The following is a 14349-nucleotide window of genomic DNA, read 5'->3' on the forward strand; positions in this document are numbered from 1 at the left end:
CGCATTTTGTTATGCTGGATAACTATAAGTTATAATTACTCTGCAAACCTCAAGAATAATTCTATCAGTTCAGACTGCCCTCCTTTAGGAAGGATAAAATGAAAATCCCTTTCAATACTGAAGTTTTTAATGTCAATAACAGTAAGGATATTATTTTTCAGTTCATTCAGAATGGTGCTGATAGAAAGAAATGCCATACAATCCGAATGAAGAAGATAGTTTTTGATACTTTCGCTGCTTCCAAGTTGGATAACAGTATTTAGCTCATTAATATTAATGCCCTTTTCCTTTAACCGGTTTTGGATGAATTCAAGAGTTCCTGAACCCTGTTCCCGGAAAATAAGATTAAGCTGATACAGGTCTTTAACGTTAATTGTTTTATGAGCTAAAGGATGATCTGATTTAGCTGTGAGAACAATTTCATCAGGTTTAAACGCCTTGTAATCAAAATAAGAAGACTGGGATTCTCCTTCAATAATCCCCAGGTCTATCTTTTCATCCTTTAAAAGAGAGGAAATGGCTTCTGTATTCCCTGTCAGAAGTTCTATCTTAATATCTTTGTAGTAAGCATTGAACTTGGCAAGGATTTCAGGTAGGATATACTGGGCAATGGTTGTGCTGGCTCCGATAATAAGTTTTCCTTTGTGCTGCTGGTTAACCTGGTTGATTTCAAATTCCAGGTCACGGTAGATATTTCTGATTTTTTCAGCATATTCAAACAGGATTTTACCGCTTTGGGTCAGCTGTATGGAAGTTCCTTTTCTGTCAAATAATTTTGTGCCCAGCTGCACCTCAGTTTCTTTGATGTGTTTGGTAACTGCCGGCTGCGAAATGTGAAGCTCTTCTGAAGCCTTGGTAAAGCTTAATCTGGAAGCTACCGTATGGAAAACCTTTAACCTGTAATCGAACATGGGGTAAAATTACGAATTATAGTTGGAAATGGGAAGTGGAGCGAGTTTGGGAGTGAAGAGTTTAATGCCATAACCCCTTATAAAAAATCAGAGATCGTTCTGTCCTGCTGGTTTTCATATCTTCTGTTTTTTGCCTCTCCAATCTTCTGTTTGGTGTAAATACTGTTATGACCTGAAAGAAGATAGGAAACAACACAGGCTATAGCAATATAAACGCCACATTCCGCTCCGAATAGTTCAATGCCCATCAACATGCAGGCCAGTGGGGTATTGGTAGCTCCTGCAAATACAGCAACAAATCCCATTCCTGCCAATAATCCAAAGGGCAGCGGAATAAACAGCGATAATGCACTTCCCAGCGTAGCTCCGATAAAGAATAAGGGAGTAACTTCACCTCCTTTGAATCCGGCAGAAAGAGTAATAATAGTAAAACCCATTTTTAAAGCAAAATCATATAGGGGAAGCTGTTTTTCGAAAGACCCCACAATAACAGGTACCCCAAGACCTATGTACCGTGTTGTTCCCATTAGCAGAACAGCAAGAGCAATGATAGTCCCTCCAACAACAGGGCGAAATGGCGGATATTTAATTTTTGATTTGAAAAAAGAGCCTGTCCAATGAATGATCTTACTGAAAGCTGCTGCACAGATTCCAAAAACAATACCGGCTAAAATACTGTAAAGAACCGGTAAAAGCTCCAGCTTTGGAACGAAATCAATATGATAATGAGTATGTTTTACATTCCATAGGTTTGTAGTCCAATCGGCAAGTATGGCAGATGTAAAAGCTGGGAATATGGCATTATAGCGTATTCTTCCGATCAGGAAAACCTCAAGTCCAAATACGGCTCCGGCTAAAGGAGTTCCAAAAACAGAGCCGAATCCTGCAGCAATGGCCGAAATAATTAATATTCTTCTTTCATTTTTATCAAGCTTAAAAGGTCTGCTAAGCTGATCTGCAATAGCCCCCGCCATCTGAAGCGCCGTTCCTTCACGCCCTGCCGAACCGCCAAAAAAATGCGTGGCAATAGTTCCTAAATAAACAAACGGAGCCATTTTGAACGGAATAATCCCTTTAGGATCGTGAATATTGTCAATCAGAAGGTTATTTCCCGCTTCAACATCCTTTCCCCAATAATAATACAAAAGTCCAATTAAAAAACCGGCAATAGGAAGTAAAGCAATAAGCCATAGATGATTTTCCCTGAAATTCGTCGCCCATTCCAATGACTGAAGAAATCCCGCAGAGGCACTTCCTGTCAGAATACCAATAATAAGGCAGATAATAAGCCATTTAAAAATATATGGAACTGCCGGAAACTTTCTGAAGAAAAACTGAGTATGAAAAACTGTTTTCTGACCTAGTGTTCGTTGACTTTTTGACATAATAATCCTGATTAGTTATTGGTTAATAATCTCTCAATCAGGCGTCATCAGCTTATGTAAAGCGGTTGGGGAAGGAAGAACACCATTTCCTTTTTGATATTGCAAATATAATAATTAAAGATAAAAGATAAAAGATAAAAGATAAAAGATAAAAGATAAAAGATCTTGTTGTTAAATAACTTTTTTATTCATGCAGATAGCAACATCAATAGGGGCGGGCTAGACGAAGGAAGTCCGGCCAAATAAATAGTCATCACATTCCATTGGCTTAGAGAAAACCTAAAATCAGATGTCTTTATTTAAAAACAAAGCGAGAGATATTGATGATATTGTGTTTAATATATCGGATAATGCATTGCCTTATCAATTTCAATGGGGTTATTATATTTTCTGATAACCTCCTGCATGCTCTTGGTTTGAGTGTTCAGTTCATCCACATTATGAATTTCCTTTCCGTTAATATTAATTCTGAGATCATTATTAGATTTGCTGATATTATTTCTTTCAAAGGCGAAAGGATCATTGTAAAACTCCATCATCAGCTTATGCTTTTGCTTTTCGTTGATGGGAATTGCTTTGTTACCAAAACTGGACTCCAGGAAATCTGAAGTGGAGTAGTCCTCCGGAAGTTCTCTGCTTTTTACAAGAGTATAAAGGAAATTTTTCTTAGCATCTGACAGCTCAAAGATCAAGCCGGGCAACCCACGCAGTTTAAAAGGGCCTTCATTAAATGGAATATCCTTGCAGAACCACGCGGTCCAGCTTCTCCCTCCAAATTTCGTAGTGGCCTTTTGCAAGGTGTAATTTTCTACCTTTTTAATCTCATCAGCAATCACCCAATTGATCTTATCCGTAGTTTTAAATGTATAATATCCATTTTTAATGTTGATGAAATTTTCATTATCAAAAGAATTGATCTTTCTTTTAACCACTTGTCCGGTCATATCAGTATAGCTGAAATTCGTTCCGAATTTTTTATTCAGAGAGTCTCTGATGGCGAGATCCCTTCCATAGAATTTCACCTCTTTTGGGGCGATATCCAGGATCATATTCGCTTTTTCATATCCGGCTTCAGTAGAGTCCATTTTATACTGAAGCTCATAAATAAATCTATGTGTTTGCGCCTGAAGAAAAATTATCAACAGAATTGCGCTAATTGTAAAAATATTTTTCATATTATACTTTAAATGGATTGATACTAAATTAGTTAATCCTAATTTGCTGTGCAATATCATATGAAAAAAGTATGTTCATGAATTTATAATGGCAGCTATGAATCTTATTCCTTTATATAATTAAAACATGGAACCCTTGCACCATATTTTTCAGTACTTTATGCTCTAAAGCATTTCATTCTTCTATAAAAAAGGCTTCATTTCATCCTCAATCTGCGTTCTCAGCTCCATTAGTCGCTTGGCATATTGTTCCTGTTGTTTTTCCTCTTCGGTTTCAGGGATCCATTTCGGAACGGGAAGCTTCTTGCCATTTTCATCTACGGCAACAAATACAATGATGCAGTGGGTCTTCTTATCAAAAGTAGGCTGTTTCAGGTTCCTGGAAAAAACATTGATAGCAATGTGCATGCTTGAGCTTCCTGTATAGATCACCTGAGCATCTACTTTTACCACTTCACCAATTTTAATAGGTTCATAAAAACGGATTCCACCCACGTATACTGTCACAGAATAATTTCCACTCCACGTGGTGGCACACGCATAGCCTGCCTGATCAATCCATTTCATAACGCTTCCGCCGTGTACATTTCCACCGTAATTAACATCTGAAGGTTCTGAAATAAACTGAAAAGTAATAGGTTTGTTCTGCATCTTTATAAAATTTGAATAAAGTTATTTAATAATTTCGAAAGTTTTAGATTAAATCCTACTTTTGAAACGCGAAATAATAATGAAGTGGAATTTTAACCAATAAAAGAATTAAGAATAACAATGAAGAAAGTATTTTACCTGAACACCTGCGATACCTGTAGAAAAATTTTAGCTCAATTTGACCTTACAGACTGGGAGCTTCGTGAGATTAAAAAGCAGCCTATTACCAAAGAAGAATTAGCAGAAATGCATAAACTGACAAAATCATATGATGCTTTGTTCAGCAGAAAATCTACTCAGATCAAGTTGAGAGGGCTGGATGTGAAATCTTTGGGAGAAAAAGACTTTAAAGAGTTGTTACTGGATCATTACACCTTCTTAAAACGTCCTGTTTTTATGACAGACAAAGAGATTTTTGTAGGAAATGATAAAAATAATGTTGAGGAGCTACAGAAGTTCTTCGGTGTGATATAATTTTATCTAAGAAAAAAATCAGCCTCGTAATTTTTACAAGGCTGATTTTTTAAATATTTTTTGAACAGTTATACAAAAGGAGCTTTCACCACTTTTGCAGGGATGTTCTTATTTCTTACCTGGATGAAGATATCAGAACCTAATTTGAAGTGAGGCTTGTCTACATACGCAAGACCTAAACCGATTTTTTTCATTGGAGACTGGGTTCCGGAAGTTACTTTCCCAATTACATTTCCTTCAGCATCCACAACAGGGTAGTCGTGTCTTGGAACTCCTTTATCCTGAAGCTCAAACCCAACTAACTTTCTTGTTACACCTTCTTCTTTCTGTTTTGCGAAAACTTCTTTAGAAACAAAGTCTTTATCAAATTTCGTGATCCATCCCAGGCCGGCTTCAATTGGAGAAGTGGTATCATCAATATCGTTTCCGTAAAGACAGAATCCTTTTTCAAGTCTTAAAGTATCTCTGGCAGCCAGTCCGCAAGGAATAATTCCTTCTGTTTCACCAGCTTTCATTACTTCATCCCAAAGTTTTTCAGCACTTTCATTTTTAAAATAGATTTCAAAACCTCCGCTTCCTGTATATCCTGTGTTGGAAATGATAACATCATTTACTCCCGCAACACTTCCTACAGTAAAATGATAGTAAGGAATTTCAGAAAGATTTACATCAGTAAGTTTCTGAAGGATTTCAGTAGCTTTAGGACCCTGAACTGCTAATAATGACATGTCATCAGAAGCATTCGTCATTTTTGCTCCAAAAGTATTGTATTTTGAGATATGGTTCCAGTCTTTATCAATATTGGACGCATTTACTACTACAAAGTATTTGTCATCCTCCATTTTGTAAACGATAAGGTCGTCTACAATACCTCCGTTCTCGTTCGGAAGACATGAGTACTGAGCTTTCCCATTTTCAAGAGTATCTACATTGTTAGTGGTTACGAATTGTAAAAGATCTTTAGATCCCGGACCTTCGATGAAAAACTGCCCCATGTGGGAAACATCAAACAATCCCGCTTTTTCTCTTACTGCAAAATGCTCCTCTGTTACTCCTGAATATTGCACAGGCATTTCAAAACCTGCGAAAGGTACGATCTTAGCTCCTAATGAAACGTGCTTGTCGTACAAAGCTGTTTTCTTCATATTTAATTTTTATTTCTTTATTTTAAAACTGTTAAAAGTCTCATTAAATAGGGTCATATAGTTTCCGTTCCAGAACTTTTGGCCACAGTTAATGGTGACCAGATAAAGATCCTTATCTTTTTGAAAAGCCCTTGTGATCCAGAAAAGTTTTTCTTTTTCGTCAAAATATTCGTAGAAATATTCTGTATATCCTTTTTTACCTCTGCTTTCCTTTACCTTTTTTTCAGCATCTTCAGATTTATAAAGAGCCAGAATGAATTTCTTCGTTTCGGTTTTGGGAAGATTCAGATCATGATATTCGGAAATGGTGATGGCTCCGATTTCATTGGTTGGAAAAATATTGATGATATCACTGTCATTGGTTGATCTCCAGCCTTCAGGAACGTTGATAGAGTAATTTGGACTGTCGTAAGTGGTTGCTTTTTGTGCAAAAAACAGGCTTCCTGATAATATGCCAGTAAAAAGAAGGAGTTTTTTCATCGTTTAAAAATGGTGTTTATATTCTTCAAGGATAATCTTGAACCATTCTGTAAAGTGTTTGGGGTTTTCAGAGATCTCCTTATATAGTTCTTCGGGAGAAATAAATCTTACTTCTGCCACTTCGTTTTTATTCAGGTTAAATTCAGATTCATAGTTTCCTACAAAAACATGGTCCAGTTCATGTTCCCACAAGCCGCCCCCTACATCTGCTTTGTAAATAAATTTGAATTTTTCTGAAAGTTCCGCCTCTATTCCCAATTCCTCTTTCAGTCTTCGTTGGGCTCCGGCAAGATAAGTTTCCCCGATTCTTGGGTGTGAACACACAGCATTGGTCCACTGATTGGGAGAATGGTATTTTCCTGGTGCTCTTTTCTGAAGAAGCATTTCGCCCTTACTGTTGAATAGAAATACAGAAAAAGCACGGTGTAACAGGCCATTAACATGAGCTTGCTGTTTTTCCATCAAGCCCAGAACCACATCATCAGGATTTACTAAAACTACTAATTCTTCCATTTCTACAAATGTAAGCGTAATAAATGTATTTTGGAAATTTTTAGGAAAACATTATATCTTTTGAATGAATAGCGCAGAGAATAGAGATGAAATTTTGAAAGTAAGTAAGATTCACCGAAAACACAAAAAATTCCCTATTTCGATTTCTAAACTAAAATTAAAAAAGAAAAATTTTAATCAGAAGACCTTAAAACATGAATAAAATGTTTATATTATTTATTAAATAAATGTTTTTATAGTAAGTTTTTAATATAAACTAAGATTAATACATCTGATAGTTATAAAAACCGTAACTTTGTTACTCAAATTTTCGTGATGGAATTAGAATACATAGAGCACATCAGTCCTATTCTCAAGGATGGAGTTAAAAATTACTTAATTGATATAGACGGAACCATTACAGAGGACGTTCCTAATGAAGAACCCGAAAGAATGGTTACCTGTGAACCATATCCTGACGCCTTGGAAACCATTAATAAATGGTATGATGAAGGGCATCAGATCTGTTTTTTCACCTCAAGAACCGAAAACCTGAAACAAATCACTATCGATTGGCTGGATAAACACGGTTTCAAATACCATAGTGTACTTTGTGGAAAACCAAGAGGAGGGAATTATCACTGGATCGATAATCACCTGGTACGCGCTACCAGATACAAGGGAAGATTTACAGACCTGGTAGAAAAACAAGTAACTATAGAAGTGTTCAAAGAAGACGGAGAATAAATTTATAATATAAAGAAAGATTTAAAAATTGAATGGAGTGTATCCTTTAATTTTTAAATCTTTCAACTTTTAAAACATAGTTGTATTTATGAAAGTTTTAGCTAATGACGGCCTGGACCAATCTGGAATTGATGCATTAACAGAAAAAGGATTCGAGGTGATTACTGCAAAAGTTCCACAGGAATTTTTAGTAGATTATATTAACGAGCATCAGGTGCGTACTTTACTGGTGAGAAGTGCTACACAGGTAAGAAAAGATATTATTGACAACTGCCCATCATTGGAGATCATCGGAAGAGGCGGTGTAGGAATGGATAATATTGATGTAGATTATGCAAGAGAAAAGGGTATTCATGTGATCAACACACCGGCTGCTTCTTCAGAATCCGTTGCTGAGCTGGTTTTTGCTCATTTATTTTCCGGAGCGAGATTTCTTCAGGACTCTAACAGAAAAATGCCTTTGGTAGGAGATACAGAGTTTGCAGGGCTTAAAAAAGCATATGCTGCAGGAATTGAATTGAGAGGAAAGACCATCGGAATTATCGGGATGGGAAGAATAGGCCAGGAAGTAGCAAGAATTGCTCTTGGACTGGGAATGAGAGTGATTGCAGCTGATAATAATGTAGGAAGAGCAAGCATTAAAGTGAAATTCTATAACAATCAGTTCATCAACGTAGATATCGAAACTGAACCTTTACAGGATGTTTTAAAACATTCAGATTTTATTACCCTTCACGTTCCTGCTCAGAAAGACGGATATATGATTGGTAAGAATGAGTTTGAAATGATGAAGGATGGAGTAGCAATTGTAAACTGTTCCAGAGGTGGTGTGATTGATGAAACAGCTTTAATTGAAGCTTTGGATTCCGGTAAAGTGAAATTTGCAGGATTGGATGTTTTCATAAACGAGCCAACACCTTCTAAAGAAATCCTTACCCATTCTAAAATCTCTCTGACACCCCACACTGGTGCTTCTACACTTGAAGCTCAGGATAGAATCGGGCTTTCTCTGGCAGATCAGATTTCAAGCATTTTACAGATCCAGTAATTGGAATAATATTATAAAAAAGTAAAAGCACCTTCAAAAAGGTGCTTTTATATTTTTAAACTGTTAATGACAGATTATATGTTGCTTCTGCTTTTCAATAAATCTCTGATCTCAGCCAGTAGCTTCTGATCATCTGTAGGTCCAGCTGGAGCAGGAGCTTCTTTTTTGTTGATCTTGTTAGCACCCTTAATGATCCAGAAAAGAACCATAGCAATACACAGGAAGCTGATTATGGCAGAAAGGAAGTTTCCATAGGCAACACCATTCCAGGTAAGTTTAGCGATATTTTCTGCACCGGCTGCTTTAAGCGCAGGGTTTAAGATCAAAGGGGTTATAACGTCTTCCACTAGAGACGAAACAATTTTACCAAATGCTGCACCAATGATTACACCAACAGCAAGATCGAGAACATTTCCTTTAAAGGCAAACTCTTTAAATTCCTTAACAAATCCCATAATTTATATTTTTTTTAATTAGTATATACACAAAAATATAATTAAAAAATTTAAAAAACGCTACTTTTTGTAGTTTTTTATCCATAAAACACGGATTTTTGTTGTAAATCGATACTATCTGTTTTAATAGAAATCGTAACTTTAATCTTATATTTTATCTCATTAATGATGTCCTTGTATTTTTGTTGCCGAGGCTTCACTGTAATGAAATATCTTTTATAATTTATTTAAACGTCAGATTCACACATGAAAATTTTTACTGCCGCACAAATCAGAAGCTGGGATCAGTTTACCATATCCCGGGAACCCATATCTTCCATTCAATTGATGGAAAGGGCTTCAGCAACTGTTGCCAATTGGATATCAGAACATTGTAAAGTTCGCAGAAAAGCCGTTGTTCTTTGTGGAAACGGAAATAATGGTGGTGACGGATTTGCCATAGCGAGAATGCTGTATATGAAAGGTTTTGACATTGATGTATTTGTTAATGATCCCAAAGGGAAATTCTCAGAAGATGCAGCATTGAATTTTAAAAGATTAAGGGAGATTTCAGGGGTTTCAGTGCGAACCTTCAGCCAGATTGAACAATATAGTTTTGATGATAAAACAATTATTATTGATGCTCTTTTCGGAACCGGATTATCAAGACCCCTAGCTGATGAGTATAAAGTATTGGTAGATAGGATCAATGAAAAAGATCATCTTAAAATAGCGGTAGATGTTCCGTCCGGGCTTTCTGCTGACGGACTGTTTGATGGTAATTCTAGTGTCCTAAAAGCAGATTATACACTAAGTTTTCAAAGCTGGAAAAGGAGTTTTCTCCATCCGGAAACTGGAAAGTATACCGGTAAAGTAATCATTTTAGATATCGGACTTAGTGAAAAGTATAAGGAAGCAACAGAAACCAGCTATTTTTCGACTGATGATTCCTTTGCGGGATCACTCTTTATCCCAAGAAATGATTTTGCTCACAAAGGAAATTATGGTAAAGCGGTTATTGCAGGGGGAAGTTATGGAAAGACCGGAGCAGCGGTATTAGCCACGAAATCTGCTTTGAAAACGGGGGCAGGGCTTACTTTTACATTGGCTCCTCAATGTGGGTATAACGTGTTGCAGACCTCTTGTCCGGAAGCCATGTTTATGGAAGGCGGAGACCGGTTCATTACTCATTTTGAGATTGACAATGATGCAACCATTGGAATTGGTCCGGGTTTGGGCATTCATAGAGACACTCAAAAAGCTCTTTTCACTTTCCTTAAAGATTATCAAAATCCATTGGTATTGGATGCAGATGCATTAAATATTATTGCTGGGGAGAAAGATTTTCAGCTTATTCCAAGGCATTCAATTATTACTCCTCATCCCAAAGAGTTTGAAAGGCTGTTCGGCAAAACGGAAAATTCATTTGAAAGATTGGAATTGGCAAAGGAAAAAGCAAAAGAATTCAGTATTTATATTGTATTAAAAGATCACCATACACAGGTGGTGACCCCTGAAGGGAATGTTTACTACAATCTGACGGGCAATGCCGGGCTGGCTAAAGGCGGAAGCGGAGATATTCTGACCGGAATTCTGACTTCGCTTTTAGCCCAGGGATATTCTGCAAAACATTCCTGCATCGTGGGAGTATGGCTACATGGAAAAGCTGCTGATTTTGCCGCAGAAAAGCATTCAAAAGAGTCTATGCTTCCTACAGATGTAATTGATGAGCTGGGAAATGTTTTTAATGAACTAAATAGGAGAACAGAAAGGAATTTATAATTAAAGCAGGTAGAAATTAAATAAATTAAGTTTAATAAACAGTTTTTTTTAATCTCAATAAGGATGGTATAAAGTTATTTAAATCTAAACGAAAAAAGGCAGATTTGTTACAAATCTGCCTTTTTATATTTTTTAATGGACTGTATAGTCTTATTATTCAGGTTTTGCGTTTTCTGCTTCCGTAATTTTAAACTTCTTGGAAACAACCATAATGATAACTCCGGCAATCATAAATGGAATAGAAAGAACCTGGCCGGTATTTAAACCTCCGATCTGAATAAATTCATCGCCTTGAGGCTCTTTAAGGAACTCAACAAAGAATCTGATCGCCCAAAGAATGATAAAAAATAATCCGAATAGCCATCCTTGCTGGTATTTTTTATCTGTTTTTCTGTAAAGAATCCATAATAAAATGAATAGGGCAACATATCCTGCAGCTTCAAATAGCTGGCTCGGATAACGCGGAACTGTAAGTCCATATTCGCTGCTTTGCTGTGGGAAAAGCAGTGCAAAAGGTGAATTAGGATCAGCTGGTTTTCCTACAATTTCAGAATTGAAAAAGTTCCCCATTCTTACAAATGCGCCTCCTAAAGCTACTACGATCCCTAATCTGTCGTATACCCAGAAAGGATTTTTCTTGATAATTTTATAGGAATAATAAAGCGTGGTAAGGATCAATGCTATCGTTGCTCCATGGCTTGCCAGTCCGGAAAATCCGGTGAATTTGATACCGTTTTTAGTGCTGATTGGTAAAAATACACTCCAGAAGTCTTCTTTAAACAGTTCTGGCTGATAGAAAATAACATGTCCTAATCTTGCTCCAAGAATAGTTCCTATTAATGTCCATGTGAAAAGAGGTTCAAGATATTTCTGGTTAACATGATCAATTTTAAAGATTCTGGTCATTAAAACATATCCAAAACCAAATGCAAAGACGAACATTAAACTATAGAAGTGTAACGTAAATATTCCGATATGAATACCTTTTGAAGGATCCCAGATTTTAAAAGATGTTTTAAGTTCTACTTTATCAGCATCAGAGATCGGTTTTGCAGACTTTACTGCATATTTGAATGTGGTGATGTTATCTTTTGTAGGGGCTGTATCTATTAACTTGAAGCTTTTATCCAGAAATTGGTATTGCGAATCCTTGAATCTTGCCAGTATGGAAACACCGTAGTTATAGTAAGCAGGTTCAAAATTGGATTCGTTCAGGATAACAAGAACATTATCTTTAATACCTCTGTCCGGAAAAGCAGCCAGGTCTCCCATTTCTGTAGTGGAATAGATCTTCACGGGGACATCATTTCCATTGATATCTAAAGTTCCGTCAGATAAACCTCCGGGATATTCCTGTGCGAAAAGGCACTGAGTAACCAATGCAAATATAACAAGGTAAATTCTGAAAAAAATATTACTCATTTTTCTATTGATTTAATAGTTTGTTGTTTTTTTATTGATGTTTATGTTTTGGTGGAACAGGATCGTAGCCGCTTCCTCCCCATGGATGACATCGTAAAATCCTTTTCAATCCCAGCCAGAACCCTTTAAATATACCATGAACCTGCAAAGATTCTATCATATAATGAGAGCAGGTAGGCTCGTAACGGCAATTTTTAGGAAGTAAGGGCGAGATAAACCATTGGTAAAATTTTATCAAAATTACCATAGGAAACGTAATGATTTTATTAAATGTAAGTTTCAAAACAATGCAAAAATAGGGTAAAAAAATGAAAATTAGTTTAATTTTGTTAGAAGTTTCAGACCATAGAAATCTGAAATATAGATCTTAAAAATAAAATACTTTGAATCAAAATATTCCATTAGCCGAGAAATTAAGACCTAAAACCCTGGATGAAGTTTTGGGGCAGGAGCATCTTACCGGTGAAAAAGGGACGATCAGAAAAATGATCAACAATAACACTCTGAATTCTCTGATCTTTTGGGGGCCTCCGGGAACAGGAAAAACCACATTGGCAGAAATTATCTCCGAAAGCTCAGGACGGAAATTTTATAAGCTTTCCGCCGTTTCTTCAGGAGTGAAAGATGTTCGAGACGTAATTGAAGATGCTAAAAAACAGAATTTATTTTCCGGGAAATCTCCCATTTTATTTATTGATGAGATTCACCGCTTTAATAAGTCTCAGCAGGACTCTTTGTTGCATGCTGTAGAAAAAGGCTGGATTGTTTTGATAGGTGCTACTACCGAAAATCCAAGTTTTGAGGTGGTTTCCGCTTTATTGTCCAGAAGCCAGGTGTATATTCTGAAAGCTCTAAGTTATGAAAAGCTTGAAGAACTCATTGATATTGCTTCCGAAAGGTATAATAAAGACGAAGGGGCAGATTTTAAAATTCTTGAAAAAGAAGCACTGATACAGTATTCCGGAGGAGATGCCAGAAAGCTTATTAATTCTGTAGAATTGGTTTTAAATCAGTATAAAAATACAGATACGAAGGAGATTCTTAATTCAGATGTGCTGGAAGTTCTTCAGGAGACAATGGCACTTTATGATAAAAATGGTGAGCAGCATTATGATATTATTTCAGCCTTCATTAAGTCAATGCGCGGAAGTGATCCTAACGGAGCGGTATATTGGCTGGCGAGAATGCTTGTAGGAGGTGAGGATATTAAGTTTATTGCAAGAAGAATGCTTATTCTGGCAGCGGAGGATATAGGGTTGGCCAATCCTAATGCGCTGGTGATTGCCAATAACTGTTTTCAGGCTATCAATGTGATCGGAAACCCTGAAGCAAGGATTATTCTGAGTGAAACAGCTGTATATCTTGCCGTTTCTCCTAAGAGTAATTCTGCATATATGGCTATTAATGAAGCAATGGCATTGGTGAAGCAAACAGGAAACTTACCTGTACCTCTTCATTTAAGAAATGCCCCTACAAAACTGATGAAGGATCTTGATTATGGTAAGGAGTATAAATATGCCCATTCTTATGAAGGTAATTTTGTAGATCAGGATTTTCTTCCCCAGGAAATCAAAGATGTGAAACTGTATGAACCGGGAAACAATTCCACAGAAAAAAAGATTTATGAAGAACTGAAGAAAAAGTGGGGAAAGAAATATTAAATAAAAAAGGATAGTGTAAAAACGCTATCCTTTTTTTGTATTGTTAAATTACTTCGTTGTGTAAATAAAGTAAGTTGGCTTTCCGTTGTGATCCTTTTTTTCTGTCTTTGCCATAATATCTGTGAAGATTTTAGTAGATGAATCGGTAAATTCATACCCATCAATAAAAACGGAATTATCTGCAGGAATATCAACCTGCTTATTTAGCTGTGCTAAAGATATCCTATCAAGAATATTTTTTTTACTAAGTTTATATACAGTGACCCCGCTGGAAAAAACAGAACTGTATTTTTTCAAATTGGCAGGCAGGCTGGCTGCGGTATTGTAAACTTTCAAAACCTGCATGCTTGGTTTCGCAGACTTGAACAGATCTTCTGTTCCAATCATATTATCAGCTATAGCAAGCTTTTTTTGTGCAAATAAAGTTGCAGATGACAGTATTAAAAAAGAATAGAGTATTTTTTTCATAATCAGAATATGTAACTGTTAAAAACGTGATAAATATAGTTATTTTTTGTAAAATGTGAATTAAATATTAAAAT

General features: G+C 36.3%; 16 protein-coding genes and 1 riboswitch. Of the genes, 5 read left to right on the plus strand and 11 right to left on the minus strand.

All coding sequences use genetic code 11. The annotated features are described in order from the left end of the window. Window positions 1–35: 35 nt before the first annotated feature. The 4 genes from EG339_RS14200 to EG339_RS14215 all read right to left on the minus strand — a co-directional run bounded on the left by EG339_RS14200 (window position 36) and on the right by EG339_RS14215 (window position 4122). Window positions 36–911, minus strand: a complete 876-nt coding sequence (locus tag EG339_RS14200; RefSeq protein WP_123870634.1) for a LysR substrate-binding domain-containing protein — start codon at window positions 909–911, stop codon at window positions 36–38. Between the two features lie 77 nt (window positions 912–988). Beyond that, on the minus strand, window positions 989–2296 hold the full coding sequence (locus EG339_RS14205) for a voltage-gated chloride channel family protein (RefSeq protein WP_123870635.1): 1308 nt from the start codon (window positions 2294–2296) through the stop codon (window positions 989–991). Between the two features lie 31 nt (window positions 2297–2327). Further along, window positions 2328–2395, minus strand: a riboswitch (Fluoride riboswitch). A gap of 236 nt (window positions 2396–2631) precedes the next feature. After that, window positions 2632–3471: a GLPGLI family protein gene (locus EG339_RS14210; protein WP_123870636.1), complete on the minus strand. Its 840-nt coding sequence runs from the start codon at window positions 3469–3471 to the stop codon at window positions 2632–2634. 183 nt (window positions 3472–3654) lie between these two features. Continuing rightward, window positions 3655–4122 (minus strand): acyl-CoA thioesterase, encoded by a 468-nt coding sequence (locus EG339_RS14215; RefSeq protein ID WP_066698372.1) that lies wholly within the window; start codon window positions 4120–4122, stop codon window positions 3655–3657. A gap of 120 nt (window positions 4123–4242) precedes the next feature. Between EG339_RS14215 and EG339_RS14220 the strand changes: the two genes are divergently transcribed. Continuing rightward, on the plus strand, window positions 4243–4596 hold the full coding sequence (locus EG339_RS14220) for an arsenate reductase family protein (RefSeq protein WP_123870637.1): 354 nt from the start codon (window positions 4243–4245) through the stop codon (window positions 4594–4596). 68 nt (window positions 4597–4664) lie between these two features. Here EG339_RS14220 and gcvT read toward each other — a convergent pair whose 3' ends face one another. From gcvT to idi, 3 genes are read right to left on the minus strand one after another with little or no spacing between them, the layout of a single operon-like run. After that, window positions 4665–5741, minus strand: a complete 1077-nt coding sequence (gcvT, locus tag EG339_RS14225) for a glycine cleavage system aminomethyltransferase GcvT (protein WP_123870638.1) — start codon at window positions 5739–5741, stop codon at window positions 4665–4667. 9 nt (window positions 5742–5750) lie between these two features. Beyond that, window positions 5751–6221, minus strand: a complete 471-nt coding sequence (locus EG339_RS14230) for a hypothetical protein (protein ID WP_123870639.1) — start codon at window positions 6219–6221, stop codon at window positions 5751–5753. A gap of 3 nt (window positions 6222–6224) precedes the next feature. Continuing rightward, window positions 6225–6734 carry an isopentenyl-diphosphate Delta-isomerase gene (idi, locus tag EG339_RS14235; protein ID WP_123870640.1) on the minus strand — a complete coding sequence of 170 codons (510 nt, stop codon included), beginning with the start codon at window positions 6732–6734 and terminating at the stop codon, window positions 6225–6227. Between the two features lie 315 nt (window positions 6735–7049). Between idi and EG339_RS14240 the strand changes: the two genes are divergently transcribed. Together EG339_RS14240 and EG339_RS14245 are read left to right on the plus strand one after the other, a co-directional pair. Continuing rightward, window positions 7050–7460: an LNS2 domain-containing protein gene (locus EG339_RS14240; RefSeq protein WP_123870641.1), complete on the plus strand. Its 411-nt coding sequence runs from the start codon at window positions 7050–7052 to the stop codon at window positions 7458–7460. Window positions 7461–7548: 88 nt separating this feature from the next. Then, entirely contained in the window at window positions 7549–8508 is a 960-nt protein-coding gene (locus EG339_RS14245) for a D-2-hydroxyacid dehydrogenase (RefSeq protein WP_123870642.1), read from the plus strand. Between the two features lie 74 nt (window positions 8509–8582). Here the strand turns inward: EG339_RS14245 and mscL are convergent, their stop codons facing one another. Then, window positions 8583–8963, minus strand: a complete 381-nt coding sequence (gene mscL, locus EG339_RS14250) for a large conductance mechanosensitive channel protein MscL (RefSeq protein WP_123870643.1) — start codon at window positions 8961–8963, stop codon at window positions 8583–8585. 246 nt (window positions 8964–9209) lie between these two features. Between mscL and EG339_RS14255 the strand changes: the two genes are divergently transcribed. Further along, a complete protein-coding gene (locus EG339_RS14255; protein ID WP_123870644.1) occupies window positions 9210–10724 on the plus strand; it encodes an NAD(P)H-hydrate dehydratase in 1515 nt (504 codons plus the stop codon). A gap of 153 nt (window positions 10725–10877) precedes the next feature. Here EG339_RS14255 and lgt read toward each other — a convergent pair whose 3' ends face one another. Together lgt and yidD are read right to left on the minus strand one after the other, a co-directional pair. Further along, a complete protein-coding gene (gene lgt / locus EG339_RS14260) occupies window positions 10878–11666 on the minus strand; it encodes a prolipoprotein diacylglyceryl transferase (RefSeq protein WP_262706924.1) in 789 nt (262 codons plus the stop codon). A gap of 511 nt (window positions 11667–12177) precedes the next feature. Then, on the minus strand, window positions 12178–12393 hold the full coding sequence (yidD, locus tag EG339_RS14265) for a membrane protein insertion efficiency factor YidD (RefSeq protein WP_225717812.1): 216 nt from the start codon (window positions 12391–12393) through the stop codon (window positions 12178–12180). A 136-nt stretch (window positions 12394–12529) separates the two neighbouring features. Here yidD and EG339_RS14270 point away from each other — a divergent pair, with 136 nt between their 5' ends. Beyond that, window positions 12530–13807, plus strand: coding sequence for a replication-associated recombination protein A (locus tag EG339_RS14270; RefSeq protein ID WP_123870645.1), 1278 nt, complete (start codon window positions 12530–12532; stop codon window positions 13805–13807). Between the two features lie 48 nt (window positions 13808–13855). Here the strand turns inward: EG339_RS14270 and EG339_RS14275 are convergent, their stop codons facing one another. Beyond that, the gene (locus EG339_RS14275) at window positions 13856–14275 is read right to left on the minus strand and encodes a hypothetical protein (protein WP_123870646.1); all 420 of its coding nucleotides are present in this window, start codon (window positions 14273–14275) and stop codon (window positions 13856–13858) included. Window positions 14276–14349 lie beyond the last annotated feature (74 nt).

Origin of the sequence: Chryseobacterium bernardetii (assembly GCF_003815975.1) — a bacterium.
Classification (GTDB): domain Bacteria; phylum Bacteroidota; class Bacteroidia; order Flavobacteriales; family Weeksellaceae; genus Chryseobacterium; species Chryseobacterium bernardetii.

Excerpts from the sequence above, each read along its gene's own strand:
- EG339_RS14245 (WP_123870642.1), top strand. The coding sequence starts at position 7,549 with ATGAAAGTTTTAGCTAATGACGGCCTGGACCAATCTGGAATTGATGCA.
- EG339_RS14200 (WP_123870634.1), bottom strand. The coding sequence starts at position 911 with ATGTTCGATTACAGGTTAAAGGTTTTCCATACGGTAGCTTCCAGATTA.
- EG339_RS14220 (WP_123870637.1), top strand. The coding sequence starts at position 4,243 with ATGAAGAAAGTATTTTACCTGAACACCTGCGATACCTGTAGAAAAATT.
- lgt (WP_262706924.1), bottom strand. The coding sequence starts at position 11,666 with ATGTTCGTCTTTGCATTTGGTTTTGGATATGTTTTAATGACCAGAATC.
- gcvT (WP_123870638.1), bottom strand. The coding sequence starts at position 5,741 with ATGAAGAAAACAGCTTTGTACGACAAGCACGTTTCATTAGGAGCTAAG.
- idi (WP_123870640.1), bottom strand. The coding sequence starts at position 6,734 with ATGGAAGAATTAGTAGTTTTAGTAAATCCTGATGATGTGGTTCTGGGC.
- mscL (WP_123870643.1), bottom strand. The coding sequence starts at position 8,963 with ATGGGATTTGTTAAGGAATTTAAAGAGTTTGCCTTTAAAGGAAATGTT.
- EG339_RS14230 (WP_123870639.1), bottom strand. The coding sequence starts at position 6,221 with ATGAAAAAACTCCTTCTTTTTACTGGCATATTATCAGGAAGCCTGTTT.
- EG339_RS14210 (WP_123870636.1), bottom strand. The coding sequence starts at position 3,471 with ATGAAAAATATTTTTACAATTAGCGCAATTCTGTTGATAATTTTTCTT.
- EG339_RS14215 (WP_066698372.1), bottom strand. The coding sequence starts at position 4,122 with ATGCAGAACAAACCTATTACTTTTCAGTTTATTTCAGAACCTTCAGAT.
- EG339_RS14255 (WP_123870644.1), top strand. The coding sequence starts at position 9,210 with ATGAAAATTTTTACTGCCGCACAAATCAGAAGCTGGGATCAGTTTACC.
- yidD (WP_225717812.1), bottom strand. The coding sequence starts at position 12,393 with ATGGTAATTTTGATAAAATTTTACCAATGGTTTATCTCGCCCTTACTT.
- EG339_RS14205 (WP_123870635.1), bottom strand. The coding sequence starts at position 2,296 with ATGTCAAAAAGTCAACGAACACTAGGTCAGAAAACAGTTTTTCATACT.
- EG339_RS14240 (WP_123870641.1), top strand. The coding sequence starts at position 7,050 with ATGGAATTAGAATACATAGAGCACATCAGTCCTATTCTCAAGGATGGA.
- EG339_RS14275 (WP_123870646.1), bottom strand. The coding sequence starts at position 14,275 with ATGAAAAAAATACTCTATTCTTTTTTAATACTGTCATCTGCAACTTTA.